15 protein-coding genes are annotated in these 15,664 nt (G+C 71.6%); 8 read left to right on the top strand and 7 right to left on the bottom strand.

Annotation, left to right across the window (positions count from 1 at the left end; all coding sequences use genetic code 11):
• The first annotated feature begins 107 nt into the window (after positions 1–107).
• The 4 genes from DEI94_RS03020 (at position 108) to DEI94_RS03005 (ending at position 4,564) form a co-directional block, all read left to right on the top strand.
• Positions 108–359 (top strand): phosphoribosylformylglycinamidine synthase subunit PurS, encoded by a 252-nt coding sequence (locus tag DEI94_RS03020; protein WP_111011554.1) that lies wholly within the window; start codon positions 108–110, stop codon positions 357–359.
• A gap of 5 nt (positions 360–364) precedes the next feature.
• Positions 365–1,060 carry a phosphoribosylformylglycinamidine synthase subunit PurQ gene (gene purQ / locus DEI94_RS03015; protein ID WP_111012427.1) on the top strand — a complete coding sequence of 232 codons (696 nt, stop codon included), beginning with the start codon at positions 365–367 and terminating at the stop codon, positions 1,058–1,060.
• Positions 1,061–1,283: 223 nt separating this feature from the next.
• Positions 1,284–3,617 carry a phosphoribosylformylglycinamidine synthase subunit PurL gene (gene purL, locus DEI94_RS03010; protein WP_111027227.1) on the top strand — a complete coding sequence of 778 codons (2,334 nt, stop codon included), beginning with the start codon at positions 1,284–1,286 and terminating at the stop codon, positions 3,615–3,617.
• A gap of 2 nt (positions 3,618–3,619) precedes the next feature.
• Positions 3,620–4,564, top strand: coding sequence for a 2-hydroxyacid dehydrogenase (locus DEI94_RS03005; RefSeq protein ID WP_111027215.1), 945 nt, complete (start codon positions 3,620–3,622; stop codon positions 4,562–4,564).
• Between the two features lie 201 nt (positions 4,565–4,765).
• Here the strand turns inward: DEI94_RS03005 and DEI94_RS03000 are convergent, their stop codons facing one another.
• The 3 genes from DEI94_RS03000 to DEI94_RS02990 all read right to left on the bottom strand — a co-directional run bounded on the left by DEI94_RS03000 (position 4,766) and on the right by DEI94_RS02990 (position 6,974).
• Complete coding sequence (locus DEI94_RS03000) at positions 4,766–5,881, bottom strand: lactonase family protein (RefSeq protein ID WP_111027214.1); 1,116 nt, start codon at positions 5,879–5,881, stop codon at positions 4,766–4,768.
• Positions 5,878–6,240 (bottom strand): chorismate mutase, encoded by a 363-nt coding sequence (locus DEI94_RS02995; RefSeq protein WP_111011557.1) that lies wholly within the window; start codon positions 6,238–6,240, stop codon positions 5,878–5,880. Before DEI94_RS02995 ends, DEI94_RS03000 begins: the two co-directional genes overlap by 4 nt.
• A gap of 62 nt (positions 6,241–6,302) precedes the next feature.
• Positions 6,303–6,974: a haloacid dehalogenase type II gene (locus tag DEI94_RS02990; protein WP_111027213.1), complete on the bottom strand. Its 672-nt coding sequence runs from the start codon at positions 6,972–6,974 to the stop codon at positions 6,303–6,305.
• Between the two features lie 201 nt (positions 6,975–7,175).
• Here DEI94_RS02990 and DEI94_RS02985 point away from each other — a divergent pair, with 201 nt between their 5' ends.
• Together DEI94_RS02985 and DEI94_RS02980 are read left to right on the top strand one after the other, a co-directional pair.
• Positions 7,176–7,463: a putative quinol monooxygenase gene (locus DEI94_RS02985; protein ID WP_111011559.1), complete on the top strand. Its 288-nt coding sequence runs from the start codon at positions 7,176–7,178 to the stop codon at positions 7,461–7,463.
• 97 nt (positions 7,464–7,560) lie between these two features.
• Positions 7,561–7,965 (top strand): DUF1304 domain-containing protein, encoded by a 405-nt coding sequence (locus tag DEI94_RS02980; protein WP_181434616.1) that lies wholly within the window; start codon positions 7,561–7,563, stop codon positions 7,963–7,965.
• Between the two features lie 37 nt (positions 7,966–8,002).
• Here DEI94_RS02980 and DEI94_RS02975 read toward each other — a convergent pair whose 3' ends face one another.
• The 4 genes from DEI94_RS02975 to DEI94_RS02960 all read right to left on the bottom strand — a co-directional run bounded on the left by DEI94_RS02975 (position 8,003) and on the right by DEI94_RS02960 (position 14,013).
• The gene (locus DEI94_RS02975) at positions 8,003–8,716 is read right to left on the bottom strand and encodes a class F sortase (RefSeq protein WP_111027212.1); all 714 of its coding nucleotides are present in this window, start codon (positions 8,714–8,716) and stop codon (positions 8,003–8,005) included.
• Positions 8,713–11,733, bottom strand: a complete 3,021-nt coding sequence (locus tag DEI94_RS02970; RefSeq protein WP_111027211.1) for a DUF7927 domain-containing protein — start codon at positions 11,731–11,733, stop codon at positions 8,713–8,715. The genes DEI94_RS02975 and DEI94_RS02970 overlap by 4 nt, the downstream gene beginning before the upstream one ends.
• Positions 11,734–12,268: 535 nt before the next feature.
• On the bottom strand, positions 12,269–12,781 hold the full coding sequence (locus DEI94_RS02965) for a VOC family protein (RefSeq protein ID WP_111011568.1): 513 nt from the start codon (positions 12,779–12,781) through the stop codon (positions 12,269–12,271).
• A 218-nt stretch (positions 12,782–12,999) separates the two neighbouring features.
• The gene (locus DEI94_RS02960; RefSeq protein WP_111011269.1) at positions 13,000–14,013 is read right to left on the bottom strand and encodes an iron-siderophore ABC transporter substrate-binding protein; all 1,014 of its coding nucleotides are present in this window, start codon (positions 14,011–14,013) and stop codon (positions 13,000–13,002) included.
• Between the two features lie 133 nt (positions 14,014–14,146).
• Here DEI94_RS02960 and DEI94_RS02955 point away from each other — a divergent pair, with 133 nt between their 5' ends.
• Both DEI94_RS02955 and DEI94_RS02950 read left to right on the top strand, forming a co-directional pair.
• Complete coding sequence (locus DEI94_RS02955) at positions 14,147–14,911, top strand: enoyl-CoA hydratase/isomerase family protein (protein ID WP_111027210.1); 765 nt, start codon at positions 14,147–14,149, stop codon at positions 14,909–14,911.
• A gap of 85 nt (positions 14,912–14,996) precedes the next feature.
• On the top strand, positions 14,997–15,575 hold the full coding sequence (locus DEI94_RS02950; protein WP_181441847.1) for a TetR/AcrR family transcriptional regulator: 579 nt from the start codon (positions 14,997–14,999) through the stop codon (positions 15,573–15,575).
• Positions 15,576–15,664 lie beyond the last annotated feature (89 nt).

The raw sequence follows: 15,664 nt of genomic DNA, 5'->3' as shown, positions 1-15,664 counted from the left end.
GTTGTACGACACCGAATATTCGACATGGAATATAGGCCTTGGAACAACCGGACGCAAGGGTAGACTCGGCTGGTCCCTTCCCCCCGACCCCTGTTGGAGTTGACAAGGTGCCCACGATCGTCGTCGAGGTCATGCCGAAGGCAGAGATCCTCGACCCCCAGGGGAAGGCCGTGGGCGGCGCCCTGGCCCGCCTCGGCAAGTCCGACCTCACGAACGTCCGCATCGGCAAGCGGTTCGAGGTGTCCGTCGACGGGCCTGTCGACGACGCCAAGCTCGACGAGGTCCGCGGGATCGCGGCCGACGTCTTCTCGAACGCCGTGATCGAGGACGTCGTCTCCGTCCACGTCGAGGGCGAGTGACCCCGGTGCGCATCGGCGTCATCACGTTCCCCGGATCGCTGGACGACCGCGACGCCCAGCGCGCCGTCCGCCTGGCCGGTGCCGAGCCGGTCGCGCTCTGGCACGGCGACCACGACCTCCAGGGCGTCGACGGCATCGTGCTGCCCGGCGGGTTCTCGTACGGGGACTACCTGCGCGCCGGTGCGATCGCCGCGAAGGCGCCGATCATGGCCGAGGTCATCGACGCCGCCGACAAGGGCATGCCGGTGCTCGGCATCTGCAACGGGTTCCAGATGCTCGCGGAGGCCCGGCTCGTCCCCGGCGCGCACACCCGGAACGCACACCAGCAGTTCATCCGGCGCGACCAGAAGCTGCGCGTCGAGAACGCCGAGACCGCGTGGACGAGCGGGTTCGCGCCCGAGCAGGAGATCACCATCCCGCTCAAGAACGCCGACGGCCGGTTCGTCGCCGACAGCGAGACGATCAAGCGCATCGAGGGCGAGGGGCAGGTCGTCTTCCGCTACGTCGGGGTCAACCCGAACGGCTCCATCGACGACATCGCCGGCGTCTCGAACGAGCGCGGGAACGTCGTCGGGCTCATGCCGCACCCCGAGCACGCCACCGAGCCCGGGTTCGGGCCGGACACCCCCGCCGCGATGTCCTCGGGCACCGACGGCCTCACCTTCTTCACCTCGGTCATCGAGTCGACGCTCGTCCGGTGACGAGCACCCCCGCTCGTCACACGGCGAGCACCGACGTGACCACCCGGCGCCGAACCGTCGACGCCCGCGACCAGGAGCCCACGCAGCCGTGACCGACGCCCAGCAGCCCGACGCCCACGCGCAGTTCGCGCCCGAGCCCGCCACGACCGCGCCGGGCGCCCCGGTCGCCGAGGCGCCGACGATCCCCGGGCCCGCTCCCGCTGGCGCCGCTGGCGATCTGTCCGTGGGCGGCCGAGGGGTCCCGGCTCCCGACACCGTGCAGGACGCCGCCGCGACGCCCGACAAGGAGCAGCCTTACGAGGCCCTCGGGCTCACGGCCGACGAGTACGCCCGGATCCGCGAGATCCTCGGGCGCCGCCCCACCTCGGGCGAGCTCGCCATGTACTCGGTCATGTGGAGCGAGCACTGCTCGTACAAGTCGTCGAAGAACTACCTGCGGCAGTTCGGCCGCAAGGTCACGCCGGAGATGACCAAGCGGCTCATGGTCGGCATGGGCGAGAACGCCGGTGTCGTCGACGTCGGCAACGGCTACGCGGTCACGTTCAAGGTCGAGTCCCACAACCACCCGTCCTACGTCGAGCCGTACCAGGGCGCGGCCACGGGCGTCGGCGGCATCGTCCGCGACATCATCTCGATGGGTGCCCGCCCGGTGGCGGTCATGGACCAGCTCCGGTTCGGCGCCATCGACGCCGAGGACACCGCGCGCGTCGTGCACGGCGTCGTCGGGGGCATCTCGTTCTACGGCAACTGCCTGGGCCTGCCGAACATCGGCGGCGAGACCTACTTCGACCCGATCTACCAGGGGAACCCCCTGGTGAACGCGCTCGCGGTGGGGGTCCTCAAGCACGAGGACCTGCACCTGGCAAACGCGTCGGGTACCGGCAACAAGATCGTCCTGTTCGGCGCCCGGACAGGAGGCGACGGCATCGGTGGCGCGTCGATCCTCGCCTCCGACACGTTCACCGAGGGCGGCCCGACCAAGCGGCCCGCGGTCCAGGTCGGAGACCCGTTCGCCGAGAAGGTCCTGATCGAGTGCTGCCTCGAGCTGTTCCGCGCTGACCTCGTCGAGGGCATCCAGGACCTCGGCGCGGCCGGCATCTCGTGCGCGACCTCGGAGCTCGCCTCGAACGGCGACGGCGGCATGCACATCTCGCTCGACGACGTGCTGCTCCGCGACCCCACGCTCACGGCCGAGGAGATCCTCATGTCGGAGAGCCAGGAGCGCATGATGGCCGTCGTCCGGCCGGACAAGCTCGACGCGTTCCTCGCGGTCACCGCCAAGTGGGACGTCGAGACGAGCGTCCTCGGCGAGGTCACCGGCACCGGCCGCCTGGTCATCGACTGGCAGGGGCAGGAGATCGTCAACGTCGACCCCCGCACCGTCGCGGTCGACGGCCCCGTGTACGACCGGCCCGTCGCCTACCCGACCTGGATCGACGCGGTGCAAGAGGACAGCGCGGCCTCGCTCGACCGTCCGTTCGAGGGCGAGGACCTCCGCACCCAGTTCCTGCAGGTGCTCGGCTCGCCGAACATGGCGGACAAGCGCTGGGTGACGAACCAGTACGACACGTACGTCCTCGGGAACACGGCCCTGTCGTTCCCCGACGACGGCGGCATGATCCGCGTCGACGAGGAGACCGGCCTCGGCGTGGCGATCGCCACGGACGCCAACGGCCGCTACTGCTACCTCGACCCCAAGGAGGGCGCCCGTCTCGCCCTCGCCGAGGCCTACCGCAACGTCGCGACGACGGGTGCGGTGCCCGCCGCGGTGACCGACTGCCTGAACTTCGGCTCCCCGGAGAACCCCGAGGTGATGTGGCAGTTCTCGCAGGCGGTCGAAGGCCTCGCCGACGGCTGCATGGAGCTCGGGATCCCCGTCACGGGCGGCAACGTGTCGTTCTACAACCAGACCGGCACGACGCCGATCCACCCGACCCCCGTGGTCGGTGTCCTCGGGATCATCGACGACGTCGCCAAGCGGGTGCCGTCGGGCTGGCAGGACGACGGCCACAACGTCTACCTGCTCGGTCGGACCTCGCTCGAGCTCGACGGCTCGGCCTGGGCCGGCACCGTGCACGGGCACCTCGGCGGGCGTCCGCCGGCGGTCGACCTCGACCAGGAGAAGGCCCTCGCGGACCTCCTGCACGCCGCGGCCGACGAGCAGCTGCTGACGAGCGCGCACGACCTCGCCGACGGCGGGCTCGCGCAGTCGCTCGCCGAGTCCGTGCTGCGGTTCGGCATCGGCGCGCGGGTCGTGCTCGACGAGCTCGAGGACCGCGACGGCATCGACCTCGCCACCGCACTGTTCTCGGAGTCAACCGGCCGCGTGCTCGTCACCGTCCGGCGCGAGGACGACGTCCGGTTCCAGGGACTCTGCGACGGCCGCGGGTACCCGGTGCTCCGCATCGGCGTGACCGACGCGGAGTCGCAGGCGCTCGAGCTCCAGGGCGCCTTCACCGTGCCGCTCGCCGAGCTCCGTCGCACCCACGGCAGCACCCTGCCCGAGCGGTTCGGTGCCGTGGTCGAGGAGACCGTCACCGAGGGGACGCTCGGCTGACGATGACGGTCGTCACCCTGCCGACCGCGGAGATGCTCGACCTGTTCGGGCCCGCGCCCGACGGCGTCACGCTCGAGGTGTGGGACATCGAGTCGCCCCACCCCCGGCCGTCCTCCGTCACCGGCGTGCTCATCCCGGCGTACTTCCGCGGCGGTCACCGCTGGCAGTACGTGCACGACCTGCCCGGGCTCGAGCTCCTGCAGCTCCCGAGCGCGGGGTACGAGTGGGCGCTCCCCCACGTGCCCAGACACGCCACGCTCGCGAACGGCCGCGGGATCCACGACGACGAGACCGCCGAACTCGCCGTCGGCCTGGCGTTGACCTCGCTCCGGAACCTCGACGTGCACACGCTCGAGCGCACCCGGCAGGAGTGGACCGTTCGGCTCGGGCGCTCGCTCGCGGAACGGCGGGTGCTCGTGGTCGGGTACGGCTCCATCGGCCGCGAGATCGCCGCGCGGTTCGAGGCGTTCAAGTCCCACGTCACCGTCGTGGCCCGCACCGCTCGCGAGCAGGACGGCCGGCAGGTGCACGCGTTCACCGAGCTCCCGACGCTCGTGGCGACGGCCGACGTGGTCGTGCTCATCACCCCGCTCACCGACACGACGGCCGGGCTGATGTCCGCCGAACTGCTCGCCGCCATGCCCGACGGCGCCCTGCTCGTCAACGTCGCCCGCGGTGGGGTCGTCGACACCGAGGCGCTCGTGGCCGAGTTGTCGTCCGGGCGCCTGTTCGCGGCGCTCGACGTCACCGACCCGGAGCCACTGCCCGCGGGGCACCCGCTCTGGACGACGCCGAACACCGTGTTGACGCCGCACGTCGGAGGGAACACGGGTCTGAGCGTGCCGCGGACGGTGGACCTCATGCGGCGGCAGGTGGCGGCCCTGGCGGCCGGGCGGCCGCTCGTGAACGTGGTCGAGCCCGACGCGGCGGGCTCCCCCACGGTCTGACCGCGCCCACCGATCCCGTTCCGCCTGTCTTCGACGGTCCGGGCGTCGTTCGACAACGGCATCGTCGGCAGATCCGAACGCACCGGCTGCGGTGCATGCGACGACGATCCTGGTGTCGAACGACCGCGGCTCCGTCGCCCGTGGACACGGCGCACGTGGACGCGGCGCCCGTGGACACGGCGCCCGGGCCCGACCCTCGGCTCAGGCGATGGGCACGATGCAGGTCGGGGTCCCAACGGGGACGACCGCGACGGGGGCACCCGGGATGCCGTCCTGGTCGAGCGGCAGGACCGCGACGCCGTCGGACCGCTCGTTCGCGACGAGGAGGAACCCGCCGACGCGGGCGAAGTGCCGCGGCCACGATCCACCGCACGGGACCTCCGCCAGGCGTCGCAGCCCCTGTGCGGCATCGAGCACGCAGATGGTGTCGCGCCCGCGAGCCGCCACGTACACGCGACCGGCGTCGTCGACCTCGATGTGGGACAGCAGCGTCTCGCCGACGGGCCCGTCGAACGCGGGTGCACTCTCGACGTCGTGCAGGACGCCGCCGGCATCGGCCTGGAGGCGGTGCACCCGTCCGTCGAGCTCGCCGCTGACGAGCAGGTGGTCGCCCCACCACGCCATGTGTCGGGGGCCCGTCCCGGCCGGCAGGGTGTGCTGACGGACGTGGTCGATGACGGGCGCGCCGTCATCGTCGACACCGATGCGGTACTCGTGGATCGCGTCCCCGCCGAGGTCCGAGACCAGGACGGTGCCGTTGCGGCCCGCGACGACCTGGTGCGCGTGCGGCTGCTCCTGCCGCGTCACGACCGGCCCCGAGCCGTGCGGGAGATCGGTGCCGGTCGTCGAGAGGACCGGGGCTCCGGCCCGGGTCTCCGCGCCGTGCTCGTACGCGACGGTCCCGTCGTGGAGGACCGACTCGGCGTGCACGTCCGCTGGTTCGAGTGCGACAGCACCGACGCTGCCCGAGGAGTAGTTCGCGAGCAGCAGGACCCCGGACGGATCGACGTGCGCGTGGCAGGGGTCTGCACCGTGGCTCGGGGCATCCCAACGGTGCTCGAGGGTGGCGTCGTGACGGCGGAACGCATGCACGCTGCCCTCCGCCGCTTCGGACACGGCGAACACGCTGTCGCCGGACTGCACGAGGAACGAGGGGTTGTCGACGACGGCGATGGTCCGCGCCGCCAGGTCACCCGCAGTGTCCGCCTCGACCAGGGAGATCCCCGTCGCGTTCCCACCCCGGGATGCCGTGTACCCGCCGACGAGGAACCGCAGCGCGGCGAGTCCCTGCCCCGCCCCGTCCGCGGTGTCCGTCACTCGTCGCCCACCGCGATGCGCTCGTGGTGGTGGATCACCTCGGCGATGATGAAGTTGAGGAACTTCTCGGCGAAGGCGGGGTCGAGGTGCGACTCCGCCGCGAGCGACCGCAGCCGCGCGACCTGGACCTGCTCGCGCTCCGGGTCCGCCGGCGGCATACCGGCCGCGGCCTTCAGGTACCCCACCCGCTGCGTGTACTTGAACCGCTCCGCGAGCATGTGCACGACGGCCGCGTCGATGTTGTCGATGCTCTGCCGGATCGCCGCGAGCTCGTCGACCGCGGAGCGCTCGTACGGCGAGGCCGAGCGGGTTCCTCGGGTGTCGGTGGTGGTCCCGGAGGGCTGATCGGCGGCGGTCATGCGACGAGCCTAACGGCGGCCACCACCACGGGTCGCTGTGTGACAGCGGCTGTGGAGAGCACTCACATGTGGATCACGCCTGCGAGCTCGACGAGGGACGGCACGGCGAACTCGGCGCGCTCGAACACCGCCGGCCAGGGCGCTCCGGTGCGGTCGACGAACGCCGTCCGGAGCCCGGCCCGCCGAGCACCGTGCAGGTCCCAGGGGTGCACCGCGGCGAGCACGGCGTCGCCCGGTTCGACCCCGAGCGACGCGAGCCCCCGCCGGTAGGCGTCCGGGTGGGGCTTCATGACGCCCGTGTCCTCGACGCCGAGGTGCCGCTCGACCAGGTCCGCGACCCCGGCTCGCTCGACCAGTGCCCGTGCGTTGGCTCCCGCCCCGTTCGACAGCGTCACGATCCGGTGCCCCGCTGCGGCGAGCGCGGTGATCCCCGCTGCGACGTCGTCGTGCGGCGGGAGCTCGGCGAACGCTCGGAGGATCGCGTCAGCCGCGTCCGCCGGCTCGTCGAGCAGACCCTCGACGTGTGCCAGGAGCCCGAGCAGCACGGGGCGTCCGACCTCGGCGAACGAACGGGACTCGCCCACCATCGTCAGGGCGAAGCCGTCGCGCAGGGTGGCGGCGAACCAGGTCTGCGCGAGGGCACCGGCAGCCCCCTCGGCCTCGAAGGCCGGGGTGAGCGCCGACAGGTCGGAGAGGGTCTCGTTGACGTCGAGCACGATGACGGGTCGGTCCATGTCGGTGACGCTACGCGCCAGGACGGGCGCGCCGGGGCCTCCCGGCTGACCCTGGGGACGACGGCGGTGCGGTCGGCGCTGTGGAGGGGAGGATGCCGGACACGGCCCTCCTGCCCGCCTAGGCTCGGCAGCGCCCGGCGTCGGCCGGGACCGGCGCGGGCCGGGAGGCACGGGCCGGGAGGCACGGGAACGGAGTCGAGGATGGCAACGATCGTCAGCGCCACGTGGATCGCGATCGAGGGACACGAGGGGACGGTCGCCGAGTCCCTGCAGAGCCTCGTGGAGGCCACGCACGCGGAGCCGGGCAACCTCGTGTACGAGGTCTACGTCGACGACGCCGAGCCGCGCGTGTTCCGGATCTTCGAGAAGTACGTCGACGACGACGCGTTCCAGGCACACATCGACTCGCCCCACTTCTCGGAGTACGGCACGCTGGGAGCGATCCCCCATCTGGAGGGCCGGGAGCGGCGGACGTTCCGCGCACTCTGATCGGGGGTTCCCCCACACACCCCGCTGACACCACTGCCGTCCACACCACTCCTGGGCGTGGTCCGGGCAGCTCCCCGCTCCTGGGACAATGGTTCCCATGTCGATCGTGCTCGGGATCTCGTGTGTGTTCGCCGTCCTCGCCGGACTGGTGCACGTCTACATCTTCTTCCTCGAATCCGTCGCCTGGACGAGCCCGCGCACGCGTCAGGTGTTCGGCATCGCGGACGAGGCCGAGGCGCGATCGACCCGGACACTGGCGTTCAACCAGGGCTTCTACAACCTCTTCCTGGCGATCGGGGCGGTGCTCGGGGTCGTCCTCGTCGTCACGGGCAGCAGCGCGACCGGGTGGGCTCTCGTCGTCTTCGCGTGCGCGTGCATGGTCGGCGCATCGGTGATCCTCGGGGCCACCGGTCGCCGCTACCGCAACTCCGCGCTGGTGCAGGGGTCGTTCCCGCTGATCGCGCTCGTGTTCGCGTTCATCGGGTCGTTCTTCGCGTCCTGAGCCGCGCCTCCCGGCCGCACCGCGTGGCGGGCCCCGCTCACTCCCGGGTCGCCTCGATCACCACGTTGTCGACGGAGCGGCGGCCGTCCGGTCGCTGGAGGCACGTGATCACGACGAGTCGGCCCGGCACGTCCCTCCAGACCGACGACGTCGACGCGAGCCGACCCTTCGGCACGACGCGTGCCGTGCTGACGCGGTACTCGACACCGCCGACGCTGATGACCGTTCCGGGGGCCACCGAAGCGCGCCGCCGAGCGACGTCGATCAAGAAGTTCCCCGGCGCGAGGCCGCCGTTGCGGAGGGAGTGCATGACCACGAAGACCGTGCCGCGGTCCCCCTCGGCGAGAGACGCCCCGAGACCGTCCACGACGTAGGCGGACGTGAACCCGGGCGGGGTGATGACCCCGCCGACGGCGGCGAGCCGAGCGAGGGGCACGTCGAGATCGAGGGACCTGACGATGAACCGGGAGCCGGCCCGTTCCTCCTGCCCGGCCTCGGTTCCGGCACCGGTCGTGGCTCCGGACCCGGTCGCGGGCCGGGTCGCGATCGGACCCTCCGGGTCGAGCTGAACGGCGTTGCCGCGCATGTCCACCACCGTTCCGGCCGCTGAGGGTCCGGCGTCCAGGAAGTACCCGCTCACGCCACCGGCGATCATGAGCACGGCGAGGGCGCCGGCCGCGAGGAGCACCCGCGGCCGGCGCCGACCCGTCCGACGTCGCCGTCGCGCGGGATCCGCCTGCGGATCGGTCACCGCTGGCGACGCCGGAGGACCGTGAACAGCACCACACCGGCGAGCGCCGTGCCTCCGGCACCGAGGAGCACCGTCCACCAGCGCGCGCCCGCCCCGGGCTCGGCGACCGTGCCCCCGGTGTGCACCGCCGCGCCGGTCACCGGTTCGTCCGGCGCGGCCTCCGCGCCGGGCTCGGGCTCGGGAGGCGCGACCACCGTGGTCGTCGTGCATCCCGCGTCGGTCACGCATGCACCGCCCGGAGCACTCGGGGTGACGACGTTCACGAGCGAACGGTCGCCGGTGTCGGGATCGTCGACGGTCACCGAGTACGAGACCCTCGTCGTCTCGCCCACCCCGAGCGCCCCGGACCAGGCGAGGGTGGCGTCCGACACCGTCGCGCCGTGGTCCGCGTCCCGGTCGTAGGTCGCGTCGTCGAGGACCGCCGACAAGTCGTCCTCGAAGGACGCCGGGTCCTCGTCCGTGAACGCGACGGCCCCGGTGTTCTCCACCGTCACCGTGTAGGTGACGACGTCCCCCGGATCCGCGTGGTCGGTGTCGGCCGTCTTCTGCACGGAGTACGAGCGGACCGGGACCCGCACGACGCACGTCGGGTCCTGCAGGTCGGAGCGGCAGTTGCTGTGGGGCGCGACGACGGTGTTGATCAGGACGTCGTCGGCGTCACTCGCGGCACGGTCACCGACGGTCACGGAGTAGGTGAACGCCTCGGAGGCGCCGGCGGCGAGCGGGCCGCTCCACGTCAACTCCGGCTCGCGGTAGGTGACGTCGTCCGGGAGGGTCTCGACGGTCGCGTCGTCGAGCACCCCCGACAGGTCGTCGACGAACGTCGCCGGGTGTGCCGCGGTGTAGTCCTCGGTACCGGTGTTCCGCATCGTCACGGTGTAGGTGACCGTCCCTCCGGGCGTGACGACGTCGACGTCGGCGGTCTTGCTCACCGCCAGGGAGCGCACCTTCGTGGTCGTGGCGCACCCTGCCGTCCCACAGGAGCCCCCTGCGGCCGTCGGTCGGACGGAGTTCACGAGCTCGTGATCGCCCGTGTCCGGGTCGTGGACGGCCACCGAGTAGGTGATGGTCTTCGTCCGCCCCACGGCCAGGGCCCCCGACCAGGAGAGGGTGTTCCCGGAGATCGTCGCGCCGTCCGGAGTGTCGCCCTGGTGGTCGGCGTCGTCGAACACGCCGGAGAGGTCGTCGGTGAACGAGGCCGGGTTCCCAGCCGTGTAGTCGACCTTGCCGGTGTTCGACACCCGAACGGTGTAGGTCACGACGTCGCCCGGGTCGGCGACCGACGCAGACGCTCGCTTCTCGACGGTGTAGGCGGCGGCGCGGGAGTGGGCCGTGCAGTCCGGGTCCGGGTGTGTGGTCGTGCAGTTGGCGCCCGGAGCAGTGCCGACGACGGTGTTGTCGAGCCGGCCGTCACCGCCACCACCCGGATCACCGACGAGGACGGAGTACGTCACGGTGACCTTCGCCCCCACCGCCAACGGCCCCGACCACCGCAGCCCGGGCTCGTCGTACGCCACGGCACCGCCGGACGCCGTCGCGTCCCGGCCGTACGCGGCGTCGTCGAGGACCTGGGCGAGGTCGTCGTCGAACGACGCCGGATGCGCGTCCGTGTACGGGGCCGCGCCCGTGTTCTCGACCGTGATGGTGTAGCGGACGGTCGATCCCGCGACGACGTCGGAACGGTCCGCCGTCTTCGTCAGGACGTAGGACCGGACCGGCGTCGTCGTGGCGCACCCGGCCGCTCCGCAGGTCCCGCCCGGGGACGACGGGGCGACCACGTTGCGGAGTCGGTGATCACCCTGGTCGGGATCGTCCACCGTGACCGAGTACGTGATCGTGCGGGTCGCACCGGCTGCGAGCGCGCCCGACCAGGAGAGCGTCTTCCCGGTGACGACCGCACCACCGGACGCGTCGTCGCGGTATCTGGCGTCGTCGAGGACACCCGTCAGGTCGTCCGTGAACGACGCGGGGTCCTCCGACGTGTAGTCGACGTTCCCCGTGTTGGCCACCGTGATCGTGTACGACACGCGGTCCCCCGGCTGTGCGACCGTCGCTGAGGCGGACTTGGTCACCGTGTAGCTCCGGGCGCTGTTGGTGACCGTGCACGTGATGTCGTCACCGGCCGCCGGGGTCACGCGTTGGACGGTGCCGCCGCCCGACGGCAACCGCGTCGGGCTGTCGGGATTCGCGTTGGTGCAGGTCCACTGCTGCGCGTACCCGGACAGGTCGGTGCCCGTGCCCGTGGTGGCGGTCTCGGAGAGCGTGAACGCGCCTCCACGGCTGTCCGGGAGGACCGTGGTCGACCCCGTCGTCGAGGCGTCGGCACCCCCGGTCGTCGCGGATGCCAGGACGGTCCCCTGCGGTGACGTGATCGCCGTGTCGAACGAGTCGGACGGACTCGAGCGCCCGTCGACCGCCTTCCGCAGGGTCAACCTCGACGTGACGAACGCGAACGCGACAGCCTCCGCGCCGCTGCGGTTGGTCTCGCTCAGGACGGCCTCGATCGACGTCGGTTCGTTCGCCTGGAGCACGAGCGCACCGAACGGTCCTCTGCCCCCCTCGCACCGGACCGCGGTCGATCCGATCCCGGTCACGCCCCCGCTGCATGCGGGTCGCGCCGGATCCGGGACGTCGAGGCGACCGAGCGGAACGTCCGACGCGAAGTCGATCCGTTCGTGGGTCTCCGAGGTCTCCGCATCGGCGGCGACCATGCCCCATCCTGTGACCGGCGTCCCCGACGCGTCCTCGACGTGGATGTCGCTCAATGCGAAGCGCGCCCCGACGTTCCGCGCGTCGTCGAACCCGAGTGCCGGTCGACCTGGGATGCCCCGGTAGATCTGCGTCCCGATGTACGCCTGTTTGTACGTCGGTGTGCTCGCAGCACGCGTGGTGCCGGCACGGTACCCGCTCGGCGTCGCGGTCCTGATGGTGTATCGCAGGACGTAACCGCCGGGGAGCCGGGCGCTCATCGTCTGGCCGGTCGCGGAGCGCGCCTGACCCTCGTCGTACGAGGACATGTCCAACCAGCACAGATTGGACGCTTCAGTCCCTCCACTGCCGTACCCGCAGCCCGTGGGCGAATCCGAGACGGTGCGGGCTTCGGCGACGGGCGCGAGGACGCCGGTGGCGAGAGCGGTGCTCGCGGTGAGGACGGCGGCTGCGAGAGCCGCGATCCGCCTCCGGATGGGTGCGCCGCCGGGGCGGTTCCTGTGGTGTTGCGTGTGCATCGGGGCAGCGTGGGCCTTCCACCACCGCGGACCGCGGCGACCGCGGTCGGGTGGACGTCATGAACGGGAGGCGTTCACTCTGACGTCCACGGGCGGCGGCGATCGGCCATCCCTCGCGGCACACGGGGGTCGTGGCCGGTCACGTCACCCGTCGCATGACCTGGGGGCGACGCGGGATCCTCGAGCACCTCGTCCCCACACCGGGCCTCGACCGCGGGCTCGGGCTCAGGCACGGGCACGGGCACGGCCCGGGCCCTGGTTACGGCTCGGGCGCTGGTTACGGCTCGGGCGCTGGTTACGGCTCGGGCGCTGAGCAGCCCGGTGCTCAGGCGTCGGCGGCGAGCTGTGCGGCGGCCTGCCCCCACCACTCCTCGACGGCGCGGATGCTCTGCTCCTCGGAGATGTCCGGGCGGCGGCTGAGCAGTGCCCAGCGGTGTCCGAACGGGTCGATGATCGACGCGAAGCGATCGCCGGACACGAAGTCACTCGGGGCCTCGCGCCCGTCGGCCCCTGCTGCGACCGCCCTGGCGTAGACGGTGTCGACGTCCGCCACGTACAGGACGGTCGAGCTGCTGACGCCGTCGCCGCCCTTCTGCGGCGGGGTCAGTCCCATCGCCGGCATCGGGTCGGACAGCTGCAGTCGCCCGGTCCCGAAGTCGAGCTCCGCCTGCCCCACGAACGGTTCGCCGCCCTGGGTGGCGGGAGCGTCGAGGCGGTAGACGACCTCGGCGCCGAAGACATCGACGTAGAACGCGATCGCCTCGGCCGCGGGGTGCACGACGAGGAACGGGGTCAGGCTGGTGTAGCCGGCGGGGCGGAAGGCGCTGTCATCGGTCATGTCGCTCATCCAACTCCCGGCCGCGGAGCACTGCTCGGACGGCGTCGTGTGCACACACGACCGAACTCGTGTCGTCCGACAGTGGTCCCGTCGTCACATGCGCACGCAGTATCTGCGGACGTATGAAGCGACGTTCCCGTTGTCGGACGACGCGCGCAGTGTCGGGAACAGGCGGTCTCCGAAGGAGGGCGGGGGCGAGGCCGAGGGCCTAGGGCGGGTCAGCCGAGCTTCGCCGCGAACTGGTCCGGCAGCCGCTTCAGGGCCCAGAGGATCGCGGGCACGGTCCCGATCGAGAACGCGGAGGAGACGTCCGCGTTGCGCTCGACGATGACGTGACCCTTCTTCACCGAGGGCACCTGCTTGAACAACGGACTCGAGGACGCCTGGGCCGCCGTCGTGTAGATCGGCAGGATCACGGTGAGGTCGGCGTCGAGCAGGTCGAGGTTCTCGTTCGACAGCGTGGCGGAGAACGCGCTGCCCGCGGCCTTGTCGACCGCCTTCGGCTGGGTGAACCCGAGCTGCTTCATGAACGCGACGCGGGAGTCGCCCGAGGCGTAGGCGCCGTACCCGCTCGATGTGTACGCACCGATGACGGCCGTCTTGCCCTTGAACTCGGGGTGGGCCTTCCGCGCGCTGGCGAACGCGGAGTCCACCTGGTCGAGCAGGTCCTTGCCCTGCTGCACCTTGCCGAGGGCCTTCGCGATCATGGTCACCTGCTGGTCGGTACTCGTCAGGTAGTTCGCGCCGCCCTTCGGGATGGCGACGGTCGGGGCGATGGCGGAGAGCTTCTGGTAGCGGTCCTTGTCGCCCGAGCTCTTCGTGTCGAGGATCAGGTCGGGCTTGAGCGCGACGATCTGCTCGTAGCTCGGCTCGAGGGTGCCGATGATCTTCGGCGACGTGGTGTACGCGCCCTTGAGCCAGGGGCCGACGCCCTCACCGCCGAACGCGAGCCAGTCACTCGCGCCGACGGGCTGGACCCCGAGGGCGAGGGCCGTCTCGGCGTCGCCCCACCCGAGCGCGACCACGCGCTTCGGCGCGGACGGGATCGTCGTCGTGCCGAACGCGGTCTGCACCGACACCGGGTAGGAGGAGCCGCTCGTCGCCGTCTGCGAGGCGCTGTTCGAGGCGGTGCCGCTGCTGCACCCGGCGAGGACGAGGGTGGCCACGACGGCGGTCGCGATGGCGGCGACGAGGGAACGGAGGCGGCGAGCGGGCCGACGGCTGGCAGTCACGAAGGTGAGGCTACCCTAAGCCGCCCCCACGCCTCCCGGGAGTCCGGCTTGACGTGACTGAACTGATCTGTATGGTTGAGGCAACGCGGCTGAACAGACCTGTTCAGTTGCCAACCGAGCCCGAGGAGCCACCATGACCACGCCCACCTACTTCGACCAGTACGACAACCTCGCCTTCGAGCGCGACGAGGACGGCGTGCTCGTCCTCCGCTTCCACACGGACGGCGGACCTCTCACCTTCACCGGCCGGACCCACGAGGACCTCCCCCAGGCTCTCGAGGACATCGCGCTCGACGCCGACAACCGGGCCCTGGTCATCACCGGCACCGGCGAGCACTTCATGAAGGACATCGACGGCCCGAGCCTCGGCGAGATCTTCAAGCCGGCCGCGTGGGAGAAGACCCGCGTCGAGGGCCGCAAGGTCCTCGAGCGCCTCCTCGACCTGCCGATGCCGGTCGTCGGCGTCGCGAACGGCACCGCCACGATCCACTCGGAGTACCTGCTGCTCGCCGATGTGCACATCGCGTCGGAGCGGGCGACCTACGGCGACTTCCCACACCCCGCGTTCGGCATCACCGCCGGCGACGGCCTGCACGTGGTGTGGGAGGAGATCGCCGGCACCCAGCGCGCCAAGTGGCTGCTCTGGACCGGCGAGACCATCGACGCGCAGACCGCGTTGCAGTGGGGTGTCGTCAACGAGGTCGTCGCGCACGAGCACGCCCTCGAGCGCGGCATCGAGATCGCGCGGAAGCTCGCCGCCAGGCCCGCGCTCTACCGTTCGCTGCAGAAGCAGACGCTCAACCTCGCCCTGCGACGCCGGCTGACCCAGGACGTCCCGTTCGGGATGGCGCTCGAGGGCCTCACCGCCGCCGATCTGGCGTACCAGCAGCAGGCCTGACGTGGAAAGCGCGGGGGTGCCGCCGTCTCGATCGGCGCCCCCGCCCGCGTCGTAGACTGAACAGATCAGTTCAAGGAGGCCCGACGTGGCGACCACGACACCCCGCACCCGCAAGCGCCCTGCGCTCGACCGCGTCGTGCAGACCGCCGACCGGCTCTTCTACGCCGACGGCATCCACGCGACCGGCGTCGACACGATCGCCGATGCCGCGAACGTGTCGAAGGCCACCATGTACACGTACTTCCGCACGAAGGACGACCTGGTCGGCGCGTACGTCGAGGGCCGGAGCCTCGCTTGGCGCGTCCATCTCACGACGCAGCTCGCCGCGGCCGACGTCGACGCGGCAGAGCAGATCCTCATGGTCTTCGACCTGCTCGCCAGGTGGTTCGCGACGGACGACTTCAACGGCTGTCCGTTCATCAACGCAGAGGCCGAGAGCACGACGGACTCGCCCGCGCACGTCGTGAACGTCGAGCACCGCACCTGGATCCGGGCGCTCTTCACCGACCTCGCCAGCCGGGCCGGCACCGCCGACCCCGCCGCGACGGCGATCCGGCTCGCGATGCTCTACGACGGCGCCATGGTGGGCGCACACACGGAGCCGCAGCTGCCGTGGGCCGCCGAAGCCCGCGCCGCGGCCGCCGTCCTCATCGCCCAGCGCTAGCGACGCGTCCGCGGCCCCGCCGGGTGGCGCGGCGCACATCGGACGCACACCGCCCCTCCAGGACGTGGCCGGGAGGCGCGACGCACGTC

The sequence above is a fragment of the Curtobacterium sp. MCBD17_040 genome (assembly GCF_003234805.2).
Taxonomy (GTDB): domain Bacteria; phylum Actinomycetota; class Actinomycetes; order Actinomycetales; family Microbacteriaceae; genus Curtobacterium.
This window is presented reverse-complemented; position numbering and strand designations above follow the sequence as displayed.